Origin of the sequence: Bradyrhizobium sp. USDA 4532 (genome assembly GCF_024171315.1) — a bacterium.
GTDB classification, from domain to species: domain Bacteria; phylum Pseudomonadota; class Alphaproteobacteria; order Rhizobiales; family Xanthobacteraceae; genus Bradyrhizobium; species Bradyrhizobium australafricanum.
On sequence record NZ_JALJZN010000001.1, the window covers coordinates 7,911,053 to 7,937,652 of the forward strand.

The window sequence follows — 26,600 nt, forward strand, 5'->3', positions numbered from 1 at the left end:
ATTTGTATTAATGTAATGCCTCGACCTTTGCACATTGTTGCTGGGGCGAGCCATTGCCTTCATCGCATCGACTGCGATCGGCTGTCATCTCAGTTGGCCGCGTCCGGGGATCAGCATCGTTAACAATCCCTTAAGGATGCGTTCAATCGCGCCGTGGTGAGATATCGCACCCGGTCTGGACCGGATATTGCAGTTAAGGGCTCGCAAGTCCTGGAGTCCCGCCGAAATGCTGAGTCACAGCCAAAAAACCCGCGCTTCCTACGCAATTTCGTTCCCGCAGGCCGACCGCAAGCCGCCTCGGCGTCTCAATTCGGACATCGCTGCTCCGCCTGTCCGGATTTGCGACACGTCGCGGGCCGAGCAGATGTCCCTGGCGTCGGCGCAGATCGGATCATTGCCACACGGTGCGCCGGAGCGGCGTATCAATCCTGTCGGCAGGGCTGCGACTGCCGGTGTTCCCCGGGCGACCATCGGTGGACTGCGGCTCGCCGTGCTCGATCGCGAGCAGACCGCCGAGTTCATGGTCGAGGCGGTGCATCCGAACCGGCGTGTCAATCGTCCGCTGTATCTGACCTCCGCCAACGGCGAGGTGCTGTCGCGCTGCTCGACCGAGCCGATGACGGATCGGCTGTTCCGTACCGCCGACCTGATCAACGCCGACGGGCAACCGCTGGTCATGGTGTCCAAGCTTCGGTCGCCGAATCCGCTTCCCGAGCGCGTCGCGACCACGGACCTGTTTCACGACGTCGCGCGCAAGGCGGAAGAACTCGGGCTGACTTTCTATCTGTTCGGCGCCAACGAGGCCGAGAACAAGGCTGCCATCGCCAATGTCCGCCGGGCCTATCCGGCGCTCAAGATCGTCGGCCATTCGCACGGCTATCTGCGCGGCGACGCGCTGCGGGCCAAGGTCGACGAGATCAACGCCCTGGCGCCGGATTTTCTCTGGGTCGCGCTCGGCGTGCCCTATGAGCAGGCTTTCGTCGACGAATTCATGCCTCGACTCGGCAATGTCGGCGTCATCAAGACCTCGGGCGGGCTGTTCAACTTCCTGTCCGGCTCGCGGCCGCGTGCGCCGAGATGGATGCAGATCGTCGGCCTCGAATGGGCCTGGCGCCTGTGGCTCGAGCCGCGGCGGCTGTTCTGGCGTTACCTGACGACCAACCCGCACGCGCTCTATCTGCTGTTCAACCGGACCCGATCTTCGTCAACGAAAGACTGACGCCTCTCACGAGTGCAATGTGCTGCTCCGATCCACCGGAGCAGCAAGCTCATTCCATGAGCGGAGTACAACCGAATGGACGGACGTGCGATCGACAGTTCGGTCTGGCAGGCACCCGGCGTCGGGGCGGAAAATTTCGCCAGGACCGTCATCGGTTGGTCGATCACCATCAATGTGATCATGTCGATGGGGACCTTCCACGCCGCGCTGCTTCCGACCGAGTTGACCCTGGTGCAGCAAGCCGTCGCCCTGTTGATGTGGGGCGTCCTGATCTACGCAAGCCTGTTCATCCGTCCCTGCCTGCGGCTGGCCCTCAATCTCGACGCGCTCGTGATCGTCGCGTTCTATGCGTTCGCCACTGTTTCCGTGCTGTGGACCAACCTCGGCGTGGCGGCCCTGATGAAGGCCGCGGCGCTCGCAATCACGACGCTTGGCGCGTTCTGCATGATCACTCGCGTCGATATCGACGACATCGTGACATCGGCCACCCGCGGCCTGTTGGTGCTGATCGCGGCCTCTGCGCTCTGTGCTGTGATCCTGCCGGACATCGGGATCGATCAGACCTGGATGCACAAGGGGCAGTGGCAGGGTGTCTTCGAGTCGAAGCAAACCCTCGGCTTCGCCGGCGCCTATCTCATGTTCTTCGCCTGCTATCGAAAGATAGCGGGACAAGGATGGCTGCCGTTCCTCGTGACGTTCGTGCTGGCCTCGACCTGCGTCATGCTTTCGGAGTCGCGCGGCGCCGGCGCCCTGTCGTTGGTTGCCTGCGCGCTGCTGCTCACCTCCCTGTGGTCGGTCCGGTGCATGCAGGTCTACGCGATCCTGCCATGTGTCATGTGCGTCGCGGCAGCGCTATTGATCCTGTATTTCTACACGACCGGATACGATTCGATTCATGCCTTCGACACGACGATCGACTTCACCGAGCGAACCTTCATCTGGCAGTACGCCATCAGCCATTTCGATGACGCGCCGCTGTTCGGATTCGGCATCAACGGTTTCTGGACCAATCCGGCGATCTACGACTATTTCAACCAGAACCACGGCTGGGTGCTCGACAATTATCACAACGGCTATATCGCCATTCTCGTCGAGACCGGATTCCTGGGCTATTTCCTGTTCACGGCGAGCGTCTTCCTGTTTTCCTACAAGGTGCTCTGCCTGATCGCAGGGCGGGCGATCGACCGTCTGCACTGCGCGTTGATCATCGGGTTCGTCTTCCTCAACTGCCAGACCAATTTCACCGAGACGGTCTTCCTTCGTTCGACGATGTTCACGTCGGTGCTGCTGATCGCCTTCTTCCTCGCCATTTGCCGGCCGGTGCCGTCATCGCGCGTAGAGCCGCGCGAGTTGGAGCAGCCATGACCGCGTTCCGATTGCTTCTGCAAAGAGCCTTCGTCATGCTGGCGGCGGCGGCACTTGCTCTCCCGCTGATCGCGCCGGCGAACGCTGCGGGGCAGGGGGCATCGCCGGTCGCCGCGGCATTGGGGCGCGGCATCAATATTCTCGGCTATGACGGCATCTGGGAAGGCTACCGGAACGCGCCGTTCCGCCTGGAAAACCTCGCCGCGATTCGCAGGGCTGGCTTTTCCCATGTCCGGATCAACTTCTTCGGCTTCAGGCATATGGAGTCCGGCAACATCCTCGATGATGCCGTCCTGCGGCGCCTCGATGCCGTGATCGAGCAGGTGCTGGCAAACAGGCTGGTTCCGATCCTCGATGAGCACGACACCGATCTCTGCCAGCGCGACGTGGCGGAATGCGGCGTGAAGCTCAAGGCATTCTGGCGCCAGATCGCATCGCGCTATGCGGGGAAATACCCGGCGCTGGTGTTCGAGATACTGAACGAGCCCGGCGGCAACATGACCTCGGCCGAATGGAATGCGCTGCTCGGCGATTGCCTTGCCATCATCCGGGATACCAACCCGAAGCGCAATGTCGTGGTCGCGATCCTGAACATCGAGGAGCTGCCGATCGATCAGCTGGTGCTGCCGGCCGGCGACCGAAACCTCATCGTCACATTCCACTATTACCTGCCGCTGCAATTCACCCATCAGGGCGCGCCGTGGTCGCCGACCTTCTCGAAGATCGGTCCGTTGCGCTGGGGCTCTGCGGAAGACGAAGCCAGGGCCTCGGCCGATTTCGACAAGATCCGCTCCTGGTCCGAGAAGGAACAGCGCCCGATCTATCTTGGCGAGTTCGGTGTCTATGAACGTGCGCCCGCGGAGAGCCGCGCGACGTATCTGTCGTTCATGGCGCGACGCGCGGAACGCAATGGCTGGGCGTGGGCGTACTGGCAGTTCGACCACGATTTTGCGGCATTCGACGGCGCCCGGCAACGCTGGAAGGCGGACATCCTCCGCGCGATCATCCCTCCGGGCCGCTAAGCCGTTCGATTGGACGCAGCGTCCGCTTCAGGATTGGCCGGCGGCCTTGACGACGCGATTGTCCCGCGCAACGAGCACGCCACCCTTGTAGACTGAACGCCCGGACGGCCGCGCCACCACGGCCTCCTGGATATGCACGGCGTTCAAGGTCACGAAATCGGCCTTGGCCCCCACATGCAGGCCGTAGTCCTCGAGCCTGAGCGCCTTGGCGCCGGCCGCGGTGATCATGTCGAACGCGATCGCGAGCTCCTCATCGGTGTAGAAGCCCGAGCGGTATCCGATCATCATGGCACGGCCCAGCATGTCGCCGTCGCCATAGGGCCACCAGGAGTCGCGGATGTTGTCGTTGCCGCTGAACACCGTGACGCCGGCTTTCCGCAACAGCGCGACCGGCGGGAACGGCCGGCTGCCCGGGGCATTCGTCATGATCGCCACGCCCGAACGCGCCAGACTGTCGGCGGTCTTCTTCAGCGCATCGGCAGGAATGTCGCCGAGCCCGTAAGCGTGGCTGACGGTGACGCGGCCCGCCATGCCAAGCGCGCGGGTTCGCGCCGCGATCTGCTCGACCTCGAAGGCACCGAGCATGCCGCCGTCATGAAGATGGATATCGACATCGACGCCGTGCTTTTGCGCAACGCCGAACACGACGTCGAGATGGCCCTCGACATCCCGGTCGAAGCTTGCGGGATCGAGCCCGCCGACGGCATTGGCGCCGAGCTTGATCGCCTCGTCGAGCAGCTGCGGCGTGCCCGGGCTGGTGAGGATGCCGTTCTGCGGAAACGCCACGAGCTGGATATCGATCAAGTCGCTGTATTCCTCGCGAACCCCGAGGATGGTCTCCAGCGACTTCAGTCCCACCGAGCCGTCGACCATGACGTGGCTGCGCATCTGCGTCGTGCCATGGCCGATGCAGAGGTCGAGCTGGTTCCGCGCGCGCACGTCCATCGGCGCGGCGGCGGCAAGGTTCTTGGCCTGAAACGCCACCCGCTCATGGACGTCGAATCCGTCGGTGCAGGGACGGTGTGGCCGCCAGGTATCGCCGTAAAAACTGGTGTCGAGATGGATGTGGCCTTCGACGAAGCCGGGCACGACCAGCGCATTGCCGAGATCGACGATCTCGACCCCGCTGGGGCGTTCGCCCTTCGCCTCAATCGCAACGATGCGGCCGCCACGAACCAGCATATCGCGGCTGGCGCCGTCACCGAACCTGGCATTGATGAAGAGTTTGTCGGCTGGCATCGGATCTGTTCCTCTTCTCGCTTGCGTCGCATGCAGATCGCGCGGCTCTCCATGCCTTGCCTAACATGGTCTGAGGAATAATACTCCGCTCGCACAAGCAGACAAGGAACCGAGAGCGTTGCCGGAGATTGCAAGCGGGGAACAGTTCGATGTCAAGCGCGCAGCCTTTGCCGCGACCATCGGCAACATGCTGGAGTTCTACGACTTCATCACGTACAGCTTCTTTGCGACCGAGATCGGCCGCACCTTCTTCCCCGCGCACAGCGAATACGGCAGCCTCATGCTGTCGCTTGCGACCTTCGGCGCCGGTTTCCTGACGCGGCCGATCGGCGGCATCGTGCTCGGCATCTTCTCCGACCGGGTCGGCCGGCGGCCGGCGATGCTGCTGAGTTTTGCGCTGATGGGCGGCGCAATCCTGACCATCGCGCTGACGCCATCCTATGCCGCGATCGGCATTGTGGCGCCGATCATCGTGATCCTGGCGCGGATGGTGCAAGGATTTGCGCTGGGCGGCGAGGTCGGGCCGACCACGGCCTATCTGATCGAGATCGCTGCACCGAGGAACCGCGGCCTCGTGGTCGCCTGGCAGCCTGCCAGCCAGGAGATCGCGGCGACGGTGGGCGCGCTTGTCGGTGTCATCCTGAGCAGCGCGATGGCGCCCGACATGCTGCAGGCCTATGGATGGCGCATCGCGTTCCTGCTCGGCGCCGTCTGCCTGCCGTTCGGCATCTGGATGCGCCGCACGCTGCCGGAAACCGTCTCGCATGGCGAGCACGTCGCCGGGCAGATCGAACGCTCGAGCCATGTGGCGCTGGCGCGGCGGCATCTTCGCGTCATCGTGCTGGCGGTGATGATCCTGGCCAGCGGCACGATCTCGACCTATGTGACGCAATACATGACGACCTACGCCAAGAATACGCTGCATGTGTCGCCGTCTCTGGCGTTCACGGTATCGCTGGTCAGCAACGGACTGCAGATCATCGGCGCGGTGCTGGGCGGCTGGCTTGCCGACCGGCTCGGACGCAAGCCGATCATGATCTGGCCGCAGCTGGTCGTGCTGGTGCTGACCTATCCGGCCTTCCTGTGGATCGTCCAGGACCCCGGCGCGTGGTCGCTGCTGTTCGGCTTCGGCATCCTGTCGTTCATCGGGTCGCTGCCGTTCACCGCGTTCTATGCCGCCTTCACCGAAGCGCTGCCGCAGAGCATTCGCGGCGGCGTGTTCGCCACGATCTACGCGGTCGCCATCGCGACGTTCGGCGGCACCGCGCAACTCGTGGTCACGTGGCTGCTGCACGTGTCAGGCGATCCGCTGGCGCCGTCCTGGTATCTTCTGCTCGCGGCGGCGGTCGGCATCGTGGCCATGAGCCTGATGCCCGAGACCGCCCCGGTGAAGGTCGGCGAGAAATAACGCCGGCAGACGCGCTCAATCCATGTCGCGAAAGGCGTGGCCGTTGGCCTCGATCTCCTTCACGAGCTGCGGCGGCAGATTGGCCTGCGCCGAGGTGCCGTCGAACACCCAGTCCTTGGCGTCGGCGAGATCGGGAAGACCCGCGCCCTTGCGGACGTAGAGACCGACCGATGTCTTCTTCGGATTGATGTAGAGATCGTAGTCCATTGCGCGCCTCCTCTCCGTTTCACGTTTGGCGGAAGCTCCGGCAACGGCCGGAGACTTCCCGGATAGGTCAACGCCGGCAAGACTAGGCGGGTTTCTTCGCCTCCGGCGCAAGCACCACCGACGCTTCGCTCGTCAGCATCAGGAAGGTGATGGTCTCCTGGAAATACAGCTGAACCGATTTCGCCGAGTGGCTGAGATAGCCGATCGAAAGGTCCTGGCCGATCGAGAGCTGGAAATCGCCGCCGCGGGTGGTCAGCAGGACGCCACCCTCGATCGCGGGCGCCCAGATGATCTTGCCGTCGATCAGGCGCTGGATGTGCTGCAGCACCGGATAGCCGTCGTCGGTCGCGCCGCCGATCGCGGTATAGGGCTCGGTGCCGAGCAGCAGCGTATAGGGACCGTTGACGCCGGCAAGCCGCAACTGGCTGACCGCCTGCGCGACCACGGCGGGATAGTTCTTGACGCTCGACGGCAGCGTCAGCACCGGGTTGCTGGTGCCCTGACGGATACCCTCAATGCCGGCGGCCGCGTAGCCGTCGAACACCGCGCGATCCTCGGCGACGGCAATCTTGCGCGCGGCTTCCTTGAGCGGATCCCAGTCGGAATCATTCGCGCCGCGCTCGACATCGTCGATCGCCTGGCGCGAGAGCTCGAACGGCACGCGCAGTTCGACCAGCGCGCGAACGTCGCGTTGCGTCGCCTCGACCCCGTCGCCGGGCGCCGCAATCTTCTTGAGATGACCGGTGCCGACCGCGGAGAAATCCGTTCCCTTCGGACCGTCGACGTCGACGACACGGCGCGCCGCCAGATGGCGCTTCAACGTGCGCGAGGCCTCCTCTTCGATCTGGGCCCATGCCGCGTCCGAGATAGGGGCGAGTCGCCGATGAAGATTATTCATGTCCAGCCTCTCCTTTCAGTGAGCCGATCCCGAGCGAGCCGTCGGACGGCGGTATTCCTGGTGCAGGTGCGTCGCGAGCCCCGGCGTCATCCGGAGACGGCTCGGCGGGCGAAGGTGCCGGCGCCTCGCTCGCGACATCCTCCAGGAAGGTCGCCGACGGGACGAAGAACAGCATGCCGGTGACGGCGCGGCTGAAGTCGAGCAGGCGGTCGTAATTGCCGGGTGGCTTGCCGACGAACATGTTCTCGAGCATCTGCTCGATCCGCTGCGGGGACTTGGCATAGCCGATGAAATAGGTGCCGAACTCGCCCTTGCTGATATTGCCGAACGGCATGTTGTCGCGGACGATATCGAGCTCCTCGCCATTCTCGACGATCGTGGTCAGCGCGTTATGCGCGTAGCTTGGCTTCACCGCATCGTCGAGCTCGATGTCGGACAGCTTGGTGCGGCCGATGATCTTTTCCTGCATCTCGACCGGCAGCTCGTTCCACTTCTTCAGATCGTGCAGGTATTTTTGCACGATCACATAGCTGCCGCCGGCGAACGCCGTGTCCTCGTCGCCGATGATGGTGGCGTCGGTGGCCGCCTGGTCCTCCGGATTCTCCGTGCCGTCGACGAAGCCGAGCAGGTCGCGTTCGTCGAAATATTTGAAGCCGTGCACCTCGTCGGAGGTCGCAACCGCATCGCCGAGCCGCGTCATGATCTGGGTCGCCAGCTCGAAGCACAGGTCCATCGGCACGGCGCGGATATGAAACAGCAGGTCGCCCGGCGTTGCGACGGCGTGGTGGACGCCGTCGATCTCGCGGAACGGATGCAGGCCTTTCGGCTTCGGCGCGCCGAACAGCCGGTCCCATGCGTCGGAGCCGATGCCCATGACGCATGACAGCCGGCCCTCGAGATCGCGGAAGCCCACCGCACGCAGCAGCGCGCCCAGATCGGCGCACAGCGACCGCACCACCGCGTCATATTCCGGATTGGGCTTGATCGTGACCGCAAGGAAGATGGCCGCGCGCGTCAGCTTCGCAGCGACCGGTTGCGGAACGGCTGATGGCACGCATGTCTCCTTGACTAAACGGCACTTCCACGAGGACAAAAGGCAGGCGCTGGACGCCGGATCGGCGTCCAGACAGGGTCAGAGGAGCATGCCGCTGGAACCTTTACAAGGGCTCGAATGGCTCACGCTCTTGCAGAGGTGCCTGTCTCAATCGACGGGCTTGCCGGACTTCTCTTCCTCGAGGGTCACCGCGATCGCGGCGTTGGCCGAGAGCCGAACCTTGGAGCCTTCGACACCCGCCACGAAGCCGAGCTCGATGAAGTGGTGATGGCCCTTGTGGAAGCCGTCGCTCTCGCTCTTCTTGAGCTTGATGCGGTTGCCCTCGACGTGATCGACGGTGCCGACATGCACGCCATCGGCGCCGATGACCTCCATGTTGTCCTTGATCTTGTGCTGCGTCATGGCGCTCTCCTGGTTGCAGGTCAGCTTGTATATTCGGCTTGCATATGATGCCGGCAGACGACGCGGCGATGACAGCGCGTCGTTGGCGATCCGGCCTGTCTCACACCGGTTCGAATTCGTCCGCCGCCGCGTTCTCCGGCTTCTTGCCGTTGAAGGTGAGGCCGGCCTTGGTGGCCGAGAGTTTTACCTCTGAGCCGTCGCGCACATCGCCGGAAAGGATCATCTCCGCCAGCGGATCCTGCACGCTGCGCTGGATCACCCGCTTCAGCGGGCGGGCGCCGTAAGCCGGATCCCAACCCTTCTCGGCGAGCCAGTCCCGCGCCTTCGGGTCGAGCTCCAGCTCGATCTTGCGATCCTCGAGCAGCTTGCGCAGCCGCGAGAACTGGATCTCGACGATGCGGCCCATGTCGCTCTTCTGCAGCCGGTGAAACAGGATGATCTCGTCGATCCGGTTGAGGAATTCGGGCCGGAAGTGCGCCCGTACCATGTTCATCACCTGCTCGCGCACCGCGCTCGTGCTCTGGCCTTCCGGCTGGTTGACCAGATACTCGGCGCCGATGTTCGAGGTCATGATGATCAGCGTGTTGCGGAAATCGACGGTGCGGCCCTGGCCGTCGGTGAGACGGCCGTCGTCGAGCACCTGCAGCAGTACGTTGAAGACGTCGGGATGCGCCTTCTCGATCTCGTCGAACAGCACCACCTGATAAGGCCGCCGCCGCACCGCTTCGGTCAGGGCACCGCCCTCATCATAGCCGACATAACCGGGAGGCGCGCCGATCAGCCGCGAGACCGAATGCTTTTCCATGTATTCGGACATGTCGAGGCGGATCATCGCGGTCTCGTCATCGAACAGATATTCGGCAAGCGCTTTCGCAAGCTCGGTCTTGCCGACGCCGGTAGGACCTAAGAACATGAACGAGCCGATCGGCCGGTTGGGGTCCTGCAGGCCGGCGCGGGCGCGACGCACCGCGGTCGACACCGCGCGGACCGCCTCGGCCTGGCCGACGACGCGCTTGCCGAGCATCTCCTCCATGCGCAGCAGCTTGTCCTTCTCGCCTTCCAGCATCTTGTCGACCGGCACGCCGGTCCAGCGCGACACCACCTGCGCGATGTTGTCGGCGGTCACGGTCTCGCTGGCGGACGAGGTCTCGCTGGCTTCGACCGCCGCGAGCTTCTTCTCGAGCTCGGGAATCCGGCCATAGGCCAGCTCACCGGCCTTCTGGAATTCTCCCTTGCGCTGCGCATTGGCAAGCTCGGTACGCAACTGCTCGAGTTCGCCCTTCATCTTCTGCGCATCGGAGAGCTTGCTCTTTTCCGACCGCCATTTCGAAGTCATATCCGCCGATTTCTTTTCCAGGTCGGTGAGATCCTTCTCGAGCGTCTGCAGGCGGCTCTTGGAGCCGAGATCGGTCTCCTTCTTCAGCGCCTCCTGCTCGATCTTCAGCCGGATGATCTCGCGGTCGAGCGAGTCGAGTTCTTCCGGCTTGGAATCGACCTGCATCTTCAGCCGGGCGGCCGCTTCGTCCATCAGGTCGATGGCCTTGTCGGGCAGGAAGCGGTCGGTGATGTAGCGGTTCGACAGCGTCGCGGCTGCAACCAGCGCCGAATCCGCGATGCGCACGCCGTGATGTTGTTCGTATTTGTCCTTCAAGCCGCGCAGGATCGAGATGGTGTCCTCGACCGTCGGCTCGGAGACGAACACCGGCTGGAAGCGCCGCGCCAGCGCTGCATCCTTCTCGACATGCTTGCGGTATTCGTCGAGCGTGGTGGCGCCGATGCAATGCAGCTCGCCGCGAGCGAGCGCGGGCTTCAACAGGTTGGATGCGTCCATCGCGCCGTCGCCCTTGCCGGCGCCGATCAGCGTGTGCATCTCGTCGATGAACAGGATGATGCCGCCCTCGGCCGAGGTCACTTCCTGCAGCACTGCCTTGAGCCGTTCCTCGAACTCGCCGCGATACTTTGCGCCGGCGATCAGCGCGCCGAGATCGAGCGCGAGCAGCGCCTTGTCCTGCAGGCTTTCCGGCACGTCGCCGTTGATGATGCGCAGCGCGAGGCCCTCGACGATCGCGGTCTTGCCGACACCGGGCTCGCCGATCAGCACAGGATTGTTCTTGGTCCGCCGCGACAGCACCTGGATGGTGCGGCGGATCTCCTCGTCGCGGCCGATCACCGGGTCGAGCTTGCCGTCGCGCGCGGCCTGGGTGAGGTCGCGGGCGTATTTCTTCAGCGCGTCATAGGCGTTCTCGGCCGATGCGCTGTCGGCGGTGCGGCCCTTGCGCAGCGCGTTGATGGCCGCATTCAGGTTCTGCGGATTGACACCGCCCTTGGCGAGCAGTTTGCCGGCCTCGCTGTCCTTGTCGGCTGCGAGCGCCTGCAGCAGGCGCTCGACGGAGACGAAACTGTCGCCGGCCTTGTCGGCGGCCTGTTCCGCCGCCGCGAAGGCGCGCGCGGTCTCGGGCGCCAGATAGATCTGTCCGGAGCCGGCGCCGCTGACCTTCGGTATCTTCGCCAGCGCGTCTTCGGTCGCCTTGAGGATCGCGCGCGAATTGCCGCCGGCGCGGTCGATCAGGCCGGCCGCGAGGCCCTCATTGTCGTCGAGCAGCACCTTCAGGATGTGCAGCGTCGAGAACTGCTGATGCCCCTCGCGCATCGCGAGCGATTGTGCCGACTGAATGAAGCCGCGAACGCGATCGGTATATTTTTCTATGTTCATCGTGGCACCTCAAGGCAACGCAGGCTCGTCGAGATCCATTATGCCACGCAGTTCCGTCGGCGACAGATGGCGGAACGATGACATCCATCATGCAACAGCCCCGTGCAATTGCGCCGGCGGAAAACCGCGGGCCAAAGGCTGCCGCATCTCGCATCGTGTGGTCCTTTCAGGGGAGTGTCAATCGCGCAGCGCGCTCGCTGGGATGCTTCGGTTAAGCCGTTGCGAGGGCTGATGTTCGTCGCTGGCACTCATCCGGGGGCATTGCTACGGCCGCGCGGGCAAGCCGGGTGCACGCGTCGCGCTGATTGCGGTTCGATGGATCGCCGGGCTCGCGAAGCGAGTGCTGGATGAGCATGGATCGCCGTGATCGTACAAAGGCCAAAGGCATGATCGGGACACGCTATCGGAATCGATCACGTCGCGTTTCGCGTAGCTCGCCCGATGATGCAGAGAAGCAACGCGCGATGTTCCACTGCATCGCGCAACGTTGCATCACGGCGCGCTCTGAACCGACCATGAATAGCCGGATGAGCGCGTTTCCGTTTGCGTCGATGCGTTTCAGCCTGGTGTAAGGTCAAGGCGCTAGCGATGAAGTGTGTCGGTGCATTACCGATGCACGGAACTTTTGTTCCGTCTCACGTTGAACGTGCTCATCGAAGAGGCTCCCAATGACAACTCGTCTCCTTTCGACCGCGTCGTGTGCAGCGATTGCCACGGCGCTGTTCTATGCGACCGCGGTGCCCGCAATCGCGCAGGATGCGGCATGCGCGCCGGTCTCTGCCGTCGAGACCGCGCCGCCGCCGTTGCCGACCTACGATCAGCCGCCGGTGCCTGGTCCCGGCTACATGTGGTCGCCGGGCAATTGGTCGTGGGACGAGGATCGCGGCGACTACTACTGGGTGCCGGGCACCTGGGTGCAGCCGCCGCGGGTCGGACTGCTGTGGACGCCCGGCTACTGGGGCGCGTTCGGTGGCGGCTTCATCTTCCATCAGGGCTACTGGGGTGATCGCGTCGGCTTCTATGGCGGCATCAATTACGGCTTCGGCTACGGCGGGTCGGGCTATGAAGGCGGCCGCTGGGATCACGGCAACTTCTTCTACAATCGCACCGTGAACAATCTGCAGGGCGCGCGGATCACCAACGTCTACGAGAAGAATGTCACGATCAATCAGACCACCGTCAACAACGTCAGCTACAATGGCGGCCGCGGCGGCATCGAGGTGCGGCCGACGCCGGCCGAGCGCGCGGTCGCCAAGGAGCAGCACTTCGCGGCGACGCCGTTGCAACGCAAGCAGGTCGAGACCGCAAGCCAGGATCCGAGCCTGTTCAAGCGGACCAACAATGGCGTGCCCGCAGTCGCCGCAACGGCGCGTCCCGGCGAATTGAAGGGACCGGGCGTAGTTCGCGCGCGGCCGGCCGGCGAGGCGGTGCCGGCCAACGCCGCACGGCCGGCGGCCGGGGAGCCGGGGCACCCGGGAGCTGCACCTGCACCCGCACCGGCTGATTCCCATGCGCTCCCAGTCCCGGGAAAGCAGCTTCCGGCGGCGCATCCGCCCGCCGAGGCGAACAAGCCCGCGGCCGAGGAGAAGCGCGCGGCACCTGCTCCCGAGACCAAGGCCGAGCCGCATCCTGCTGCGCCGGCGCCTGCCGGATCCCACGCGCTTCCGGTTCCCGAGAAGGGCGTTGCGGCGCATCCGCCCGCCGAAGCGAACAGGCCCGCGGTCGAAGAGAAGCGCGCGGCGCCTGCCGCCGAGCCGAGGCTTGAGCCGCATCCTGCAGAAGCGGCGCGGCCTGCCGTGCAGGAGAAGCGGCCCGAAGAGGTGCGCAAGGAAGAGCCGCGTCCCGAGCCTGCCGCGAAGCCCGTCGCGCGGCCCGAGCCAGCGAGGCCCGAAGCGCGACCGGAGCCAGCAGCGAAGCCGCAAGCGCACCCGGAGACGATGGCGCGCCCTGAGCCGCATCCGCAGCCGCAGGCCGCCCATCCCCAGCCGGCGGCACGGCCGGAGCCGCACGCCGCTCCGCACGCCGCTCCGCATGCTGCGCCTGCGGCAGGTCATCCCGCAGAGGAGAAGCGGCAGGAGCAACACTAAGGCACGTCCGCGCTCCGCTGGCTCGTTCCGGCGGAGCGCGGTATTGTTCCGCCTGTGCAAGCGATCATCACGGGAGGTTGGTCATGGCACAGAGTCATGGCGGCGATGGACAGCTCGACGATGGCAAGCCGCGTTTGAGCGAGGACGATATGCAGCGCGCCCTGCTCGGTCCGCGGGGCGTGCCAGGCAAGGCGGATACCGCCAAGATGACGCCGCAGCAGCAAAAGAACATGCCCACTTATCTGGACCCCGGACATACATCCTAACTTGTCATGTCACGTGAGCGCATGCTGCGTCGGCCGCTTCCGGGCGGCGCGCCTGCGCACTTGCAAATCGCCTGCTTTTGCGCCCTCATGATTGCAGGTGCACTCACGGTGTTGCGGAGCAGGTTGTGAGAAATCCGTACGAGGTTCTTGGCGTTGCCCCGACGGCGTCTGCGGCCGATATCCAGAAGGCCTATCGCAAGCTGGCGAAGAAGCTGCACCCGGACCTCAATCCGGGTGACAAGGCGGCCGAAGACAAATTCAAGGAAGTCGCTGCTGCGAACGATCTGCTCTCGGATGCCGAGAAGCGCAAGCGCTTCGATGCCGGCGAGATCGATGCTGATGGCGTCGAGCGGCCGCAGCATCGCTACTACAGGGATTTCGCCACCGCGGATGCGGGGCATCCCTATGCCGACAGTTCCGGCTATGCCGACTACATGGACCAGGACGACGCCTTCGCCGAATTGCTCCGGCGCAGCGAGCAGGCGCGCGCCAACCGGCGCGGCCGCGATTTGCATTATGCTCTCGCGATCGACTTCGCGGAATCGATCACCGGCGCGAGCAAGCGGCTGACGCTTCCCGACGGCGGTACGCTCGATGTGACGATCCCACCGGGGCTCGTCGATGGCCAGATCATTCGTCTGCGCGGCAAGGGCATGCCCGGCAGCGGCAAGGGCGGTCCCGGCGATGCGCTGATCGAGGTGGAAGTTCGCCCCGACCCGCGCTTCACCCGCGAGGGTGACGACATTACGCTGGAACTGCCGATCTCGCTGTCCGAGGCGGTGCTCGGCGGAAAAGTCCGCGTTCCGACGCCGACCGGTGCCGTGACCATGACGGTTCCGAAGGGATCGAACACCGGCACGACCATGCGGTTGCGCGGCAAGGGTGCGCCCCGCGTCGGCGGAGGCCATGGCGACGAGTTCGTCAAGCTCAAGGTGGTCCTGCCCAAGGGACCCGATCCCGAGCTCGAGGCGTTTGTGTCGAACTGGGATCGAAAGGCATTCGATCCGCGCGAGGATGGTTCATCATGAACAAGCAGCAGTTCCTCATCGATGCGGGTCTGGAGGTGCAGACCCTGGAGTTCTGGATCGAGCAGCAATGGCTGGTGCCGGACGAGACCGCCAGCGAGATCAGCTTCTCCGACACCGACGTGGCGCGCGCGCATCTGATCCGCGACCTGAAGGGCGACTTCGGCGTCAACGACGAGGGCATCGACGTCATCCTTCATCTGGTCGATCAGCTGCACGGCCTGCGCCGCGCGTTCGAACAATTGCACAAGGACATGGCGTCACCACCGCGCTAGGCGCCTCACTTGCGATGAACCTCAGCCTTGGGACTCAGCCTTGGGATCAGCCTGGGAGACAATCATGACGGACAAGCCGACGCCGCTGGCGCATGGCGAGATCGATGTTCTTATCCTGCAGGCGCTGGTGCGCAAGCTGATCGCGAAAGGCGTGCTGACGCCGGACGACGTCCGGTCGATGCTGTTCGAGGCCGCCAAGAATCTTGACCTGGTCGGCAGCGAACTGACGACGGAAGCCGTCAACATCATCGTGCAGGAGGATCTCGCGCCGGCATTCCTTGGCGGCTAGTGTCCCGAATCCGAAGTTCGCATCATTTGCCGCACCTTCGGGGCGAACTTCGGATTCGATAAGGACACTAGCGAACTTATGATTCTAGTGTGCTTTATGAATGCGAAGTTCGTGAAAGTGGCTGCCGCGAAGTTGCACGAACTTCGCATTCAGCACACTAGCGCATGATCCGGAAAAGTGGAAGCCGGTTTTCCCTCGCGACAAACGCAAAGCGTTTGCGCGGAGATCACGCTCAAACAAAGAGCTCAAATAAAAAGGCTTCAGGTCTGGCCGCCGCGGGTGGAGACCAGCCGGATCCGGGTGACCTGGCCGGCATTGCCGGCGAGATAGGCTTGTGCGTCACGCACCAGCCGCTCCACGGCGGCCGCGTCATAGCTCGGATGACGGGTGTTCAGATGCAAGTCGGTCTCGATCTGCATGACGTTTGTCGTGTCCGCGGCGCCGATCTCGACCGAGAACGACACCAGCGATACGTGCGGGCTCTTGAAGGCCATCGCTCGATCTCCCTCATCGCGTGACGCGCGGCGCGCATCTGTACGGTGGGTGCAGTCTATCTCAAGCTGCCGAATCCTGCTCGGCCGTTCGCATAGCAGCCGGACGCGCCCTGTCGAGCTCCTCGATCATGCCGCGGGCGATCTCGCGCTCGCCCATGATCACGATGTCGGCGCCAAGTGCTTTGAGATGATCGACCTCGGCGTCGGAATGTGCACGGGCGATGATCTGGATATCGGCATTCGCGGCGCGCGCCTGTTCGACGATCTGGCCGGCCTCGAAGGCTTCGGGAATGGCGATGACCAGCGATCGCGCGCCGGCCGGATTGGTCGCGCGCAGCACGCTGGCGCGCGCGGCGTTGCCCATCAGCGCTTCGATGCCGCGCTCCTTGAGCTTGGCGACCATGTCGTCGGACGCCTCGACCGCGAGAAACGGCGCGCTGCGTTGATGCAGCGCATCGCCGACGATGCTGCCGACCCGGCCGTAGCCGACCAGGATGGTGTGATCCTGCAATTCAGTGACCGGGATTGGTTCAGAAGCTGCGGCAGTTGGCGAGGAGGTCTGCGGCTTCTCGAGCCGCGACGTCAGCCAGTCGACGACCGCGAACACCAGCGGGTTGAGCATGATCGAGAAGATCGCGCCCGCCAGGATCAGGTCGCGGCCGGCCTTCGGCAGCAGATTGAGCGCAACGCCGAGTTCGGCCAGGATGAAGGAGAATTCGCCGATCTGGGCGAGGCTCGCCGAGATCATCAGGGCGGTTGCCATCGGATGACGGAACAGCACGACGATCAGAAGGGCTGCGATCGACTTGCCGACCACGATGACGAACAGCGTCGCGACGAATGGCCAGGGCTCGCGGACCACGCTCATCGGGTCGAACAGCATGCCGACGGAGACGAAGAACAGCACCGCGAACGCATCGCGCAGCGGCAAGGTCTCCTGGGCCGCGCGCTGGCTGAGCGGCGATTCCCGCAGCATCATTCCGGCGAAGAAGGCGCCGAGCGCCAGCGAGACGCCGAACAGCTTGGTCGCGCCGAACGCGATGCAGAGCGCGATCGCGAGCACGGTCAGCCGGAACAGCTCGCGCGAGCCGGTATGCGCGATGTAGTGCAGGACCCACGGGATCAGCCGGCGTCCGACCACCAGCATCAGCGCGATAAACACGGCGATCTTGATCAGCGTCAGCACCAGCACGCCGGTGAGCCCGAGACCGAAACGGGCGGCGAGGGGGTCGGAGGTGAGCGCCGCGCCATCGCCGCCCTGCAAGCTCGCCACCGCCGGGAACAGCACCAGCGCCAGCACCATGGCGAGGTCTTCGACGATCAGCCAGCCGACCGCGATCTTGCCGCGTTCGGTGTCCATCAGGCGGCGCTCCTGCAGCGCGCGCAACAGCACGACGGTACTTGCGACCGACAGCGCGAGGCCGAACACCAGACCCGCGCCGACGGTCCAGCCCATCAAGAGCGCGAGGCCGAGGCCCATCAATGTGGCGACCGCAATCTGCGCAATCGCGCCGGGCACCGCGATCGCCCGCACCGACAACAGATCGTTTAGCGAGAAATGCAGGCCGACGCCGAACATCAGGAGAATGATACCGAGCTCCGCGAGCTCGGTTGCCAGCGCCTGATCGGCAACGAAGCCGGGCGTGAAGGGACCGACGGCCACGCCCGCGAGCAGATAACCGACCAGTGGCGGAACCCGAAAGCGCTGGGCGATGGTTCCGAAGACAAAAGCGAGGCCGAGGCCCGCGACGACGGTCGCGATCAGAGGTGTGTCATGCGGCATTTCGCCTTGTCGCACAGCATCCCTGGCGGTGCACCGCGACCATTTGAGGCGCGGCATTCCGCGCGGAAACCGTGATCTATTGCTCATGGCGTGAGCATATGATCTCATGTCGGGATGGATCCGCGGCTTCCCGAGACTGATCTCGTCATCTTCGACTGCGACGGCGTGCTCGTCGACAGCGAGGAATTGAGCTGCCGCTGTCTTGCCGAGGCGATGGTTCGGGCCGGCATCGGGATGAGCACCGAGCGGGCGCTCGAGCTCTTCCTCGGCCGCAGCACCGCGGCCCTGGTCGACTACTGCCGGGGCGTGGGAAAGCCGTTGCCCGAGACGTTTCTGCCTGACCTCGCGCTGCAGGTCCGTGAGACCTTCCGCTCCCGGCTGAAGCCGATCGCCGGCATCGCGGCGGTGCTCAAGGAATTGCGGCTGCCATATTGTGTCGCCTCATCGAGCGATCTCGAGCGGGTGAAGTTTTCCCTGGAGCTGACCGGCCTCGCTGCCAGCTTCGGGCCGCGGCTCTACACCGCGCAGATGGTCAAGCGCGGCAAGCCGGCCCCGGATCTGTTCTTGCATGCGGCAAGCGCAATGGGCGCCGCGTCGCGCCGCACGCTCGTGATCGAGGACAGCGTCAGCGGTGTGATGGCCGCGAAGGCGGCGGGCATGAAAGTGTGGGGATTTGTCGGCGGCGCCCACTATCGGTTGGCGGATGGCAGTGCTCTGCTGCGGCAAGCGGGGGCGGATCGAATCTTCGCCGCGATGACGGATTTCTGGATGGAAGGCTGACGCAAGACGATGGCTGCGCCCGACAACGAAAAGTCTCGCCTCGACGATGCGGCGCGCGCCGGCTGGCTGTATTTCATCGCGGGCCACACCCAGGATGAGATTGCGAAAATGCTGCAGGTGTCGCGCGCCTCCGCGCAGCGTCTGGTGTCGCTGTGCCTGGCGGAGCGGCTGATCACGTTTCGCCTCGAACACCCCATCGCGGCCTGCATGGAGCTGGCCTCCCGGCTGAAGGCGCGGTTCGATCTGGTGCATTGCGACGTCGTGCCGACCGATCCGGCGGCGCCGCTGTCCAATGCAGGGATCGCCGAGCGCAGCGCCAATCTGCTGGAGACGACGCTGCGCTCGGAGACGCCTGTGATCGTGGCGCTCGGCACCGGCCGCGCGGTGCGCGCCGCGGTCGAGCGGGTCTCGCCGATCGAGCGGCCCGATCACCAGATCGTCTCGCTGGTCGGCAACATCTCCGCCGACGGCTCGGCGAGCTTCTACGACACGGTGGGACGGCTCGCCGACCGCACCGGCGCGCGCCATTACCCGATGCCGCTGCCGTTCCTGATGTCGAGCGAGGACGAGCGCAACCGCATGGTGCGCATCGACCCGATCGCGCGGGTGAGGGCGGTCGCCGCCAAGGCCGATCTGCGGCTGATCGGCATCGGCCAGATGGACCAGAAGGCCCAGGTCCATGTCGACGGCTTCGTCACCCGCGAGGAGCTGCTGGAGATGATGCGGCTCGGCGCGGTCGGCGAGGTGACCGGCTGGGCCTATGACGCCAAGGGCCGCCTGATCAAGGGCGGCACCAACAAGCGGCTGACCAGCATCCCGCCGCAGATCCCCGCGGAAGCGACCACGATCGCCGCGGCGGTCGGCGCCGCCAAGGTACCCTCGATCAAGGCCGCATTGGCGGGCCGGGTGGTCAACGGCCTCATTACCGATGAGGCCACCGCGCGCGCGGTGCTGGATCGTTAGGCGCCACGAGTCGTACTTCACCTCGCCCCGCTTGCGGGGAGAGGTCGGATCGCATCGGAGATGCGATCCGGGTGAGGGGGAGTCTCCGCGCATTCGTCCGCTTCGTATGCGCGGAAAGAGCCCCTCACCCCAACCCTCTCCCCGTAAGAAGGGGGCGAGGGAGCGCAGTCCCGCTGTGGCCGCAAATCAAGTTGCCTTCTGGGTCTCAGCGCCCTTCTTCATCTCCGCAAACACCTCCATTCCAGCGTGCAGTGGAACCCGCAAACGCGCGGGACGGCGCTCCCGCGTGCTTGACAAAGTTTGGCGACGGAGTGAACATACGCTCAACACGTGGGCATATGCTCAACGTGACATAAGGGAGGTCACCTTGAAAAACGTCCTTTGCGCCGTTGCGGGCGCGGCTGCTGTTTTGATCTCTGCCCCCTCGATCGCCCAGACCACGCTGACGGTGGCGACCGTCAACAATGGCGACATGATCCGCATGCAGGGGCTCACCAGCGAATTCACCGCGAAGAATCCCGACATCACCGTCAAATGGGTGACGCTCGAGGAGAACGTGCTGCGCCAGCGCGTGACCACCGACATCGCCACCAAGGGCGGCCAGTTCGACGTGCTCACCATCGGCACCTATGAGGTGCCGATCTGGGCCAAGAAGAACTGGCTGGTGCCGCTCGACAAGCTCGGCGCCGATTACGACGTCGGCGACCTCCTGCCCAAGATCAAGGATGCGGTCTCGGTCGACGGCAAGCTCTATGCCGCGCCGTTCTACGGCGAAAGCTCGATGGTGATGTATCGCACCGACCTGTTCGACAAGGCCGGCCTGAAGATGCCGGAGAGCCCGACCTGGGACTTCGTGGTCGACGCCGCCAAGAAGCTGACCGACAAGTCCGCCGGCGTCTATGGCATCTGCCTGCGCGGCAAGGCCGGCTGGGGCGAGAACATGGCGTTCCTGACCGCGATGGCCAATTCCTTTGGTGCGCGCTGGTTCGACGAGAAGTGGGAGCCGCAGTTCAATTCGCCGGAATGGAAGAAGACGCTGACGACCTATGTCGACCTGATGAAGCAGGCCGGCCCTCCCGGCGCCTCTTCCAACGGTTTCAACGAGAACCTCGCGCTGTTCAACGCCGGCAAATGCGCGATGTGGATCGATGCCACCGTGGCGGCGTCGTTCGTCAGCAATCCGAAGGAATCCACGGTCGCCGACAAGGTCGGCTTTGCGCTGGCGCCGAACACCGGGCTCGGCAAGAACGCTAATTGGCTGTGGGCGTGGAGTCTCGCGGTCCCCGCCGGCTCGAAGAAGGTCGAGGCGGCCGAGAAGTTCATCGCCTGGGCGACCAGCAAGGACTACACCAAGCTCGTCGCCGCGAAGGAAGGCTGGGCCAACGTGCCGCCGGGCACGCGCACCTCGCTGTACAACAACCCCGACTATCTGAAGGTCGCGCCCTTCGCCAAGCTGACCTTGGCCTCGATCGATGCCGCCGATCCAAACAAGCCGACGGTGAAGCCGGTGCCTTACGTCGGCGTGCAGTATGCGGCGATCCCTGAATTCCAGGGTATCGGCACCCAGGTGGGCCAGCAGTTCTCCGCGGCGCTCTCAGGTTCGACCACCGTCGATGCGGCGCTCACCGCTGCGCAGTCCGCGGCCGAGCGCGAAATGAAGCGTGCGGGCTACATCAAGTAGAGCACGCCTGAAACAAAGCCGGGGCGCGACAGCCGCCTTGGCCGCCCGACCAGCTTAGACCTCCCGAGCTGGGCCACTTGCGACCATCCTGTCCCGCAGCGGGATGGTCGCTCCTTTCCTTGAGAAGGAGGCGGGGATGGCGACCCAGCAGACCCAACTGCTTGCACGCACGCTGCTCACGCCCGCGGTGGCGCTGCTGTTCATCTGGATGATCGTGCCGCTGGCGCTCACGATCTACTTCGCGACCCTGCATTACAATCTGCTCGATCCCGGCTCTGAATCATTCGTTGGGCTGGAGAATTTCCGCTACTTCCTGACCGATCCGGCCTTCCTCGCCTCGTTGCAGAACACGTTGGTGCTGGTCGGCTCGGTGCTCGCGATCACGATCATCCTCGGCGTGCCGCTGGCGCTGCTGCTCGACCAGCAGGTGGTCGGGCTATCGATCGTCCGGCTGATGGTGATCGCGCCGTTCTTCGTGATGCCGACGGTGAGCGCGCTGGTCTGGAAGAACCTGTTGATGCATCCGGTGTCGGGCCTGTTCGCCTGGATCGCACATCTGTTCGGGCTGCCGGCGATCGACTGGTTCAACGACGCCCCGCTGTTCTCGGTGATCCTGATCATCTCCTGGCAGTGGCTGCCGTTCGCGACCCTGATCCTGCTGACCGCGCTGCAATCGCTCGACGAGGAGCAGAAGGAGGCGGCCGAGATGGACGGCGCGAGCGCGATCTCGACCTTCATCTACATCACGCTGCCGCATTTGGCGCGCCCGATCACGGTGGTGATCCTGATCGAAACCATCTTCCTGCTCACGGTGTTCGCGGAGATCTTCGTCACCACCGGCGGCGGCCCCGGCCTGCAGACCACCAACATCGCCTTCCTGATCTATTCGCAGGCGCTGATCCAGTACGACGTCGGCAGCGCCTCGGCGGGCGGCCTGGTCGCGGTGGTGCTCGCCAACATCGTCGCCTTCTTCCTCGTTCGTATCGTCGGCCGGAATCTGGAGGCGTAACGTCATGGCGCGGATGGTCACGACACGGCGCAAGCTGATCTCGACGGTGGCGGCCTGGCTGGTCGGCTTCCTGATCTTCTTCCCGATCCTCTGGATGGTGCTGGCGAGCTTCAAGACCGAGCTCGAGGCGTTCGCGATCCCGCCCTCGTTCCTGTTCTTTCACTGGACCACCGAGAACTATGCCACGGTGCAGGAGCGCAGCGACTATTTCCACCACGCGCTCAACTCGATCATCATTGCCGGCGGCTCGACCTTGATCGCGATGCTGATCGCGATCCCGGCGGCGTGGTCGATGGCGTTCTCGCCGACCAAGCGGACCAAGGACGTGCTGCTCTGGATGCTGTCTACCAAGATGATGCCGCCGGTCGGCGTGCTGGTGCCGATCTATCTGATCTACCGCACCTTCGGTCTGCTCGACACCCGCTCCGGCCTGATCTTCATCCTGTGCCTCGGCAATCTGCCGATCGTGATCTGGATGCTGTTCACCTATTTCAAGGAGATCCCGAAGGACATCCTCGAGGCGGCGCGAATGGACGGCGCCACGATCGGGCGCGAGCTGATCTATGTGCTGACGCCGATGGCGGTGCCGGGGCTGGCCTCGACGTTGCTGCTCAATCTGATCCTGGCGTGGAACGAGGCGTTCTGGACCCTCAATCTGTCGACGCTCGAGGCGGCGCCGCTCACCGTCTTCATCGCGTCCTATTCCAGCCCGGAAGGATTGTTCTGGGCGAAATTGTCGGCGGCGTCGACGCTCGCGATCGCGCCCATTCTCGTGCTCGGCTGGTTCAGTCAGCGGCAGCTCGTCCGCGGACTGACCTTCGGCGCGGTCAAGTAGCAGAAAGGCTTTTGCCATGGGTCAGATTACGCTGCAGGGTGTGCAAAAATCGTTCGGGCCGGTCCACATCATCAAGGGCGCCGATCTCGACATCGCCGACGGCTCCTTCGTCGTGTTCGTCGGTCCGTCCGGCTGCGGCAAGACCACGCTGCTGCGGCTGATCGCAGGGCTCGAGGATGTCACCGGCGGCGCCATCCTGATCGACGGACGCAATGTGGTCGACGTGCCGCCGGCCAAGCGCGGGCTGTCGATGGTGTTCCAGTCCTACGCGCTCTATCCGCATATGAGCGTGCGCGGCAACATCGCGTTCGGCCTGAAGATGGCCGGGATCGCCAAGGGCGAGATCAACCGCAAGGTCGAGGCGGCCGCGGCGACGCTCAATCTGACGCCCTATCTCGACCGCAAGCCGCGCGAGCTCTCCGGCGGCCAGCGCCAGCGCGTCGCGATCGGGCGCGCCATCGTGCGCGAGCCGAAGGCGTTCCTGTTCGACGAGCCGCTGTCCAATCTCGATGCCGCGCTGCGCGTGCAGATGCGGCTCGAGGTGACGCGGTTGCAGAAGCAGCTCGGCACCACGGCGATCTACGTCACGCACGACCAGGTCGAGGCCATGACCATGGCGGACAAGATCGTGGTGCTGAACGGCGGCAAGATCGAGCAATACGGCTCGCCGCTCGAGCTCTATGAGAAGCCGGCCAACCTGTTCGTCGCCGGCTTCATCGGCTCGCCGAAGATGAATTTCGTCACCGGTGAGATCGCCAAGCAGCAGGGCGCCGCGACCATCGGAGTGCGGCCCGAGCATTTGAGGGTCGAGCGCGACGGGCAGGGCGGCTGGCACGGCACCGTCTCGGTCGCCGAGCATCTCGGCAGCGACACCTTCCTCTATGTCGACGCCGGACCGCTGGGAATGCTGACCGCGCGCTATGTCGGCGAGCTTGACCTGCATCCCGGCGACCGGGTGTCGCTGATCCCGGATCCGGCGCGCATCCACCGTTTCGACGACAGCGGAAAATCGATTCACGCGTAGAGCATGATCCGGACCCGGAGGGCCGCGTTAGCGCAAAGCGTGAAGCGGCTTTCCGAACAGATCATGCTCAAAGAGAAGCTAAGGAAGAAGAAAATGTATCTCGAAAAATTCAGGCTCGGCGGCAAGACCGCCATCATCACCGGCGCGGGTCAGGGCATCGGGCTCGCCTGCGCCGAGGCGCTCGCCGAAGCCGGCGCCAAGGTCATCATCGGCGATCGCGACGCCAAGGTTGCCAATGACGCGCAGGCGGCGCTGAAGGCCAAGGGCTTTGACGCCGACATCGCGCTGATGGACGTGACGGATTCCGGTCGCGTCGCCGCGGTCGCCGACGAACTGGTCGGCAAGTACGGTAAGGTCGACATTCTCGTCAACAATGCGGGCATCGCCCGCAGCGAGACGCCGGCCGAGACCGTAACCGACGAGCACTGGCTCAACGTCATCGACGTCAACTTGAACGGCACCTTCTGGTGCTGTCGCGCCTTCGGCAATCACATGCTGAAGGCGAAATCCGGCACCATCGTCAATGTCGGCTCGATGTCCGGCTTCATCGTCAACAAGCCGCAGGAACAGTGCTTCTACAACGCCTCCAAGGCCGCGGTGCATCACCTGACGAAATCGCTCGCCGCCGAATGGGGCGCGCGCGGGGTTCGCGTCAACGCCGTGGCGCCGACCTATATCGAGACGCCGCTGAACGCCTTCGTGAAGAACAGCCCCAGAATGTACGACGCCTGGATCGGTGGAACCCCGATGGCGCGGATGGGGCAGGTTGACGAGATCGCCTCCGTGGTGCTGTTCCTGGCGTCCGAGGCGGCGAGCCTGATGACCGGAAGCATCGTTCTGGTCGATGGCGGCTACACTTGCTGGTAGGCTTGCGCCCGGGGATCGTGCTCAACGGAAGATAGAGCGGTCATGCGGCAAGCCTATATCGGGGTGGACGTCGGCAGCACCAGCGCCCGGGCGGGCGTGTTCGACGAGTCGGGGAAGCTGCTCGGGTCGGCCCGGCATCCGATCCGGATCTGGCACGAGCCCGGCGATATCGTGGAGCAATCGTCCGATGACATCTGGGCGGCCTGCGTCGCCTCCGTGCGCGGTGCGATGCGGGAGGCTGCGGTTGCCGCCGAACACGTCAAAGGCATCGGCTTCGACGCGACCTGTTCGCTGGTTGTGCTGGATGGGGAAGGCCGGCCGCTCACCGTCAGCCCGTCGGGCGATCCCGTACGCAATGTCGTGGTCTGGATGGACCACCGCGCGATGGACGAAACCGAATTCGTCAACGCGACCGGCGACAAGGTGCTGCGCTATGTCGGCGGCGCCATCTCGCCGGAGATGGAGATCCCGAAGATCCTCTGGCTGAAGCGGCATCTGCCCGCGACCTTCGAGGCCGCCGGGCATTTCTTCGATCTTGCCGACTATCTCTCATTCCGCGCGTCCGGCTCGCTGGCGCGCTCGACCTGCACGGTCACCTGCAAATGGACCTATGTCGCCGGCGAGGGCGGCTGGAGTGAATCCTTTTTCAAGCGGGTCGGGCTCGAGGCGCTCGCGGCCGACCGTTTTGGGCGGATCGGCAGCGAGATCGTGCCGCCCGGCTCGCCGCTCGGTCGCGGGCTGTCCGAGGATGCCGCGCGCGATCTCGGCCTGCTGCCGGGAACCGCGGTCGGTGCCCCCCTGATCGATGCCCATGCCGGCGGCGTCGGCGCGATCGGCGGCCGCGATGGCTCCGGCGCCGAGGTCGATGTCTGCCAACGGCTCGCCTACATCATGGGAACGTCGGCCTGCATCATGGCGACGACGGTCGATCCCTGCTTCGTGCCCGGCGTCTGGGGCCCGTATTTCGAAGGCATGGTGCCGGGCTTCTGGCTGAACGAGGGCGGCCAATCGGCGGCGGGCGCCGCGATCGATCACCTGCTCAAGTCGCATCCGGCGCATGCCGAGGTTGCGCTCGCGGCGAAGACCGACGGCGTCGACGTCATCGAATATCTCGAGAAGCGCATCCTGGCGCGCAGCGGCAATGCCGGTGCTGCGGCGCTGCTCGCGCGCAACGTTCACGTTCTGCCGGAATTCCTCGGCAACCGTTCGCCCTATGCCGATCCCGGCTCGCGTGCCGTGATCGCGGGGCTCGATCTCGACACCGACGTGGCGGCGCTGGAGCGGCTATTCATCGCCGGCCTGTGCGGGCTGGCCTATGGCCTTGCCGACGTCATCGACACGTTGCGGGCGCATGGCGTCAACGGCAAGACCATCGTGATCGGCGGCGGCGCGAGTCGCAGCCCCCTGGTGCGCCAGATCATGGCCGACACGACAGGCTACACGGTGGCACTGCCGCAGACCCAAGAACCCGTCTTGCTCGGCGCCGCGATGCTGGGCGCGGTCGCCAGCGGCGCGCACAACTCGATCAATGCGGCGATGGCCGGCATGTCGGCGCTTGGACGGTTGAGCGAGCCGACCAGGCCGGAGCTCGCCGAGTTCCACCGCAAGAAGCGCGGCGTGCACAAGCTGCTGCGAGAGCTTGACCGCGACAGCCGCGAGGCGATGAGGCGGGTGCCCGGCGAAGCGCCGACGTAA

The 26,600-nt window shown here is 64.8% G+C and carries 26 protein-coding genes; 18 read left to right on the forward strand and 8 right to left on the reverse strand.

All coding sequences use genetic code 11. The features are described 5' to 3' along the window. Positions 1 to 364 precede the first annotated feature (364 nt). From J2R76_RS36495 to J2R76_RS36505, 3 genes are all read left to right on the forward strand, one after another. On the forward strand, positions 365 to 1,219 hold the full coding sequence (locus J2R76_RS36495; RefSeq protein ID WP_057019213.1) for a WecB/TagA/CpsF family glycosyltransferase: 855 nt from the start codon (positions 365 to 367) through the stop codon (positions 1,217 to 1,219). Between the two features lie 75 nt (positions 1,220 to 1,294). After that, complete coding sequence (locus J2R76_RS36500) at positions 1,295 to 2,584, forward strand: O-antigen ligase (RefSeq protein ID WP_253625636.1); 1,290 nt, start codon at positions 1,295 to 1,297, stop codon at positions 2,582 to 2,584. Continuing rightward, positions 2,581 to 3,606, forward strand: a complete 1,026-nt coding sequence (locus J2R76_RS36505; protein ID WP_253625637.1) for a glycoside hydrolase family 5 protein — start codon at positions 2,581 to 2,583, stop codon at positions 3,604 to 3,606. Before J2R76_RS36500 ends, J2R76_RS36505 begins: the two co-directional genes overlap by 4 nt. A 27-nt stretch (positions 3,607 to 3,633) precedes the next feature. Here J2R76_RS36505 and J2R76_RS36510 read toward each other — a convergent pair whose 3' ends face one another. Next, positions 3,634 to 4,845 carry an amidohydrolase family protein gene (locus J2R76_RS36510; RefSeq protein ID WP_076830600.1) on the reverse strand — a complete coding sequence of 404 codons (1,212 nt, stop codon included), beginning with the start codon at positions 4,843 to 4,845 and terminating at the stop codon, positions 3,634 to 3,636. Positions 4,846 to 4,963: 118 nt separating this feature from the next. On the opposite strand from J2R76_RS36510, the gene J2R76_RS36515 reads away from it, so the two are divergent. After that, entirely contained in the window at positions 4,964 to 6,253 is a 1,290-nt protein-coding gene (locus J2R76_RS36515; protein WP_076830603.1) for an MFS transporter, read from the forward strand. 15 nt (positions 6,254 to 6,268) lie between these two features. Here the strand turns inward: J2R76_RS36515 and J2R76_RS36520 are convergent, their stop codons facing one another. From J2R76_RS36520 to clpB, 5 genes are all read right to left on the reverse strand, one after another. Then, the gene (locus J2R76_RS36520; RefSeq protein WP_028334885.1) at positions 6,269 to 6,460 is read right to left on the reverse strand and encodes a hypothetical protein; all 192 of its coding nucleotides are present in this window, start codon (positions 6,458 to 6,460) and stop codon (positions 6,269 to 6,271) included. A gap of 82 nt (positions 6,461 to 6,542) precedes the next feature. Continuing rightward, positions 6,543 to 7,358 (reverse strand): family 1 encapsulin nanocompartment shell protein, encoded by an 816-nt coding sequence (locus J2R76_RS36525; protein WP_253625638.1) that lies wholly within the window; start codon positions 7,356 to 7,358, stop codon positions 6,543 to 6,545. Then, positions 7,351 to 8,412, reverse strand: a complete 1,062-nt coding sequence (locus J2R76_RS36530) for a Dyp-type peroxidase (RefSeq protein WP_253625639.1) — start codon at positions 8,410 to 8,412, stop codon at positions 7,351 to 7,353. Before J2R76_RS36530 ends, J2R76_RS36525 begins: the two co-directional genes overlap by 8 nt. A gap of 147 nt (positions 8,413 to 8,559) precedes the next feature. Beyond that, positions 8,560 to 8,814: a DUF2171 domain-containing protein gene (locus J2R76_RS36535; RefSeq protein WP_057019219.1), complete on the reverse strand. Its 255-nt coding sequence runs from the start codon at positions 8,812 to 8,814 to the stop codon at positions 8,560 to 8,562. Between the two features lie 100 nt (positions 8,815 to 8,914). Beyond that, positions 8,915 to 11,527, reverse strand: coding sequence for an ATP-dependent chaperone ClpB (gene clpB, locus J2R76_RS36540; RefSeq protein ID WP_253625640.1), 2,613 nt, complete (start codon positions 11,525 to 11,527; stop codon positions 8,915 to 8,917). Between the two features lie 347 nt (positions 11,528 to 11,874). Between clpB and J2R76_RS36545 the strand changes: the two genes are divergently transcribed. From J2R76_RS36545 to J2R76_RS36570, 6 genes are all read left to right on the forward strand, one after another. Next, positions 11,875 to 12,099: a hypothetical protein gene (locus tag J2R76_RS36545; RefSeq protein WP_141340045.1), complete on the forward strand. Its 225-nt coding sequence runs from the start codon at positions 11,875 to 11,877 to the stop codon at positions 12,097 to 12,099. Between the two features lie 96 nt (positions 12,100 to 12,195). After that, the gene (locus tag J2R76_RS36550) at positions 12,196 to 13,614 is read left to right on the forward strand and encodes a hypothetical protein (protein WP_253625641.1); all 1,419 of its coding nucleotides are present in this window, start codon (positions 12,196 to 12,198) and stop codon (positions 13,612 to 13,614) included. Between the two features lie 83 nt (positions 13,615 to 13,697). Then, complete coding sequence (locus J2R76_RS36555; protein ID WP_057019222.1) at positions 13,698 to 13,880, forward strand: hypothetical protein; 183 nt, start codon at positions 13,698 to 13,700, stop codon at positions 13,878 to 13,880. A gap of 125 nt (positions 13,881 to 14,005) precedes the next feature. Further along, the gene (locus J2R76_RS36560; protein ID WP_253625642.1) at positions 14,006 to 14,908 is read left to right on the forward strand and encodes a DnaJ C-terminal domain-containing protein; all 903 of its coding nucleotides are present in this window, start codon (positions 14,006 to 14,008) and stop codon (positions 14,906 to 14,908) included. Continuing rightward, the gene (locus tag J2R76_RS36565; protein ID WP_057019224.1) at positions 14,905 to 15,180 is read left to right on the forward strand and encodes a chaperone modulator CbpM; all 276 of its coding nucleotides are present in this window, start codon (positions 14,905 to 14,907) and stop codon (positions 15,178 to 15,180) included. The genes J2R76_RS36560 and J2R76_RS36565 overlap by 4 nt, the downstream gene beginning before the upstream one ends. Positions 15,181 to 15,244: 64 nt before the next feature. Next, positions 15,245 to 15,469: a hypothetical protein gene (locus tag J2R76_RS36570; protein ID WP_253625643.1), complete on the forward strand. Its 225-nt coding sequence runs from the start codon at positions 15,245 to 15,247 to the stop codon at positions 15,467 to 15,469. A 260-nt stretch (positions 15,470 to 15,729) separates the two neighbouring features. On the opposite strand, the gene J2R76_RS36575 is transcribed toward J2R76_RS36570, so the two are convergent. Continuing rightward, entirely contained in the window at positions 15,730 to 15,963 is a 234-nt protein-coding gene (locus J2R76_RS36575; protein ID WP_028343292.1) for a hypothetical protein, read from the reverse strand. Positions 15,964 to 16,024: 61 nt separating this feature from the next. Beyond that, positions 16,025 to 17,746, reverse strand: coding sequence for a YbaL family putative K(+) efflux transporter (gene ybaL / locus J2R76_RS36580; RefSeq protein WP_057019226.1), 1,722 nt, complete (start codon positions 17,744 to 17,746; stop codon positions 16,025 to 16,027). 114 nt (positions 17,747 to 17,860) lie between these two features. Between ybaL and J2R76_RS36585 the strand changes: the two genes are divergently transcribed. The 8 genes from J2R76_RS36585 to J2R76_RS36620 all read left to right on the forward strand — a co-directional run bounded on the left by J2R76_RS36585 (position 17,861) and on the right by J2R76_RS36620 (position 26,600). Beyond that, positions 17,861 to 18,526 (forward strand): HAD family hydrolase, encoded by a 666-nt coding sequence (locus tag J2R76_RS36585; protein WP_229190986.1) that lies wholly within the window; start codon positions 17,861 to 17,863, stop codon positions 18,524 to 18,526. A 9-nt stretch (positions 18,527 to 18,535) separates the two neighbouring features. Continuing rightward, positions 18,536 to 19,489: a sugar-binding transcriptional regulator gene (locus J2R76_RS36590; protein ID WP_057019228.1), complete on the forward strand. Its 954-nt coding sequence runs from the start codon at positions 18,536 to 18,538 to the stop codon at positions 19,487 to 19,489. A gap of 367 nt (positions 19,490 to 19,856) precedes the next feature. Continuing rightward, positions 19,857 to 21,170, forward strand: a complete 1,314-nt coding sequence (locus tag J2R76_RS36595; protein WP_253625644.1) for a sugar ABC transporter substrate-binding protein — start codon at positions 19,857 to 19,859, stop codon at positions 21,168 to 21,170. Positions 21,171 to 21,306: 136 nt separating this feature from the next. Continuing rightward, positions 21,307 to 22,179 (forward strand): carbohydrate ABC transporter permease, encoded by an 873-nt coding sequence (locus J2R76_RS36600; RefSeq protein ID WP_024583852.1) that lies wholly within the window; start codon positions 21,307 to 21,309, stop codon positions 22,177 to 22,179. Positions 22,180 to 22,183: 4 nt separating this feature from the next. Further along, entirely contained in the window at positions 22,184 to 23,014 is an 831-nt protein-coding gene (locus J2R76_RS36605; RefSeq protein ID WP_253625645.1) for a carbohydrate ABC transporter permease, read from the forward strand. A 16-nt stretch (positions 23,015 to 23,030) separates the two neighbouring features. After that, the gene (locus J2R76_RS36610; protein ID WP_092081652.1) at positions 23,031 to 24,038 is read left to right on the forward strand and encodes an ABC transporter ATP-binding protein; all 1,008 of its coding nucleotides are present in this window, start codon (positions 23,031 to 23,033) and stop codon (positions 24,036 to 24,038) included. Positions 24,039 to 24,131: 93 nt separating this feature from the next. Next, positions 24,132 to 24,905 (forward strand): SDR family NAD(P)-dependent oxidoreductase, encoded by a 774-nt coding sequence (locus tag J2R76_RS36615; RefSeq protein WP_057019317.1) that lies wholly within the window; start codon positions 24,132 to 24,134, stop codon positions 24,903 to 24,905. A 42-nt stretch (positions 24,906 to 24,947) separates the two neighbouring features. Beyond that, the gene (locus tag J2R76_RS36620) at positions 24,948 to 26,600 is read left to right on the forward strand and encodes an FGGY-family carbohydrate kinase (protein ID WP_253625646.1); all 1,653 of its coding nucleotides are present in this window, start codon (positions 24,948 to 24,950) and stop codon (positions 26,598 to 26,600) included.

Coding starts and splice junctions, on each gene's coding strand:
- J2R76_RS36495 (WP_057019213.1), top strand. CDS start 365: ATGTCCCTGGCGTCGGCGCAGATCGGATCATTGCCACACGGTGCGCCG.
- J2R76_RS36500 (WP_253625636.1), top strand. CDS start 1,295: ATGGACGGACGTGCGATCGACAGTTCGGTCTGGCAGGCACCCGGCGTC.
- J2R76_RS36505 (WP_253625637.1), top strand. CDS start 2,581: ATGACCGCGTTCCGATTGCTTCTGCAAAGAGCCTTCGTCATGCTGGCG.
- J2R76_RS36510 (WP_076830600.1), bottom strand. CDS start 4,845: ATGCCAGCCGACAAACTCTTCATCAATGCCAGGTTCGGTGACGGCGCC.
- J2R76_RS36520 (WP_028334885.1), bottom strand. CDS start 6,460: ATGGACTACGATCTCTACATCAATCCGAAGAAGACATCGGTCGGTCTC.
- J2R76_RS36525 (WP_253625638.1), bottom strand. CDS start 7,358: ATGAATAATCTTCATCGGCGACTCGCCCCTATCTCGGACGCGGCATGG.
- J2R76_RS36535 (WP_057019219.1), bottom strand. CDS start 8,814: ATGACGCAGCACAAGATCAAGGACAACATGGAGGTCATCGGCGCCGAT.
- clpB (WP_253625640.1), bottom strand. CDS start 11,527: ATGAACATAGAAAAATATACCGATCGCGTTCGCGGCTTCATTCAGTCG.
- J2R76_RS36545 (WP_141340045.1), top strand. CDS start 11,875: ATGAGCATGGATCGCCGTGATCGTACAAAGGCCAAAGGCATGATCGGG.
- J2R76_RS36550 (WP_253625641.1), top strand. CDS start 12,196: ATGACAACTCGTCTCCTTTCGACCGCGTCGTGTGCAGCGATTGCCACG.
- J2R76_RS36555 (WP_057019222.1), top strand. CDS start 13,698: ATGGCACAGAGTCATGGCGGCGATGGACAGCTCGACGATGGCAAGCCG.
- J2R76_RS36565 (WP_057019224.1), top strand. CDS start 14,905: ATGAACAAGCAGCAGTTCCTCATCGATGCGGGTCTGGAGGTGCAGACC.
- J2R76_RS36570 (WP_253625643.1), top strand. CDS start 15,245: ATGACGGACAAGCCGACGCCGCTGGCGCATGGCGAGATCGATGTTCTT.
- J2R76_RS36575 (WP_028343292.1), bottom strand. CDS start 15,963: ATGGCCTTCAAGAGCCCGCACGTATCGCTGGTGTCGTTCTCGGTCGAG.
- ybaL (WP_057019226.1), bottom strand. CDS start 17,746: ATGCCGCATGACACACCTCTGATCGCGACCGTCGTCGCGGGCCTCGGC.
- J2R76_RS36585 (WP_229190986.1), top strand. CDS start 17,861: ATGGATCCGCGGCTTCCCGAGACTGATCTCGTCATCTTCGACTGCGAC.
- J2R76_RS36590 (WP_057019228.1), top strand. CDS start 18,536: ATGGCTGCGCCCGACAACGAAAAGTCTCGCCTCGACGATGCGGCGCGC.
- J2R76_RS36600 (WP_024583852.1), top strand. CDS start 21,307: ATGGCGACCCAGCAGACCCAACTGCTTGCACGCACGCTGCTCACGCCC.
- J2R76_RS36605 (WP_253625645.1), top strand. CDS start 22,184: ATGGCGCGGATGGTCACGACACGGCGCAAGCTGATCTCGACGGTGGCG.
- J2R76_RS36610 (WP_092081652.1), top strand. CDS start 23,031: ATGGGTCAGATTACGCTGCAGGGTGTGCAAAAATCGTTCGGGCCGGTC.
- J2R76_RS36615 (WP_057019317.1), top strand. CDS start 24,132: ATGTATCTCGAAAAATTCAGGCTCGGCGGCAAGACCGCCATCATCACC.
- J2R76_RS36620 (WP_253625646.1), top strand. CDS start 24,948: ATGCGGCAAGCCTATATCGGGGTGGACGTCGGCAGCACCAGCGCCCGG.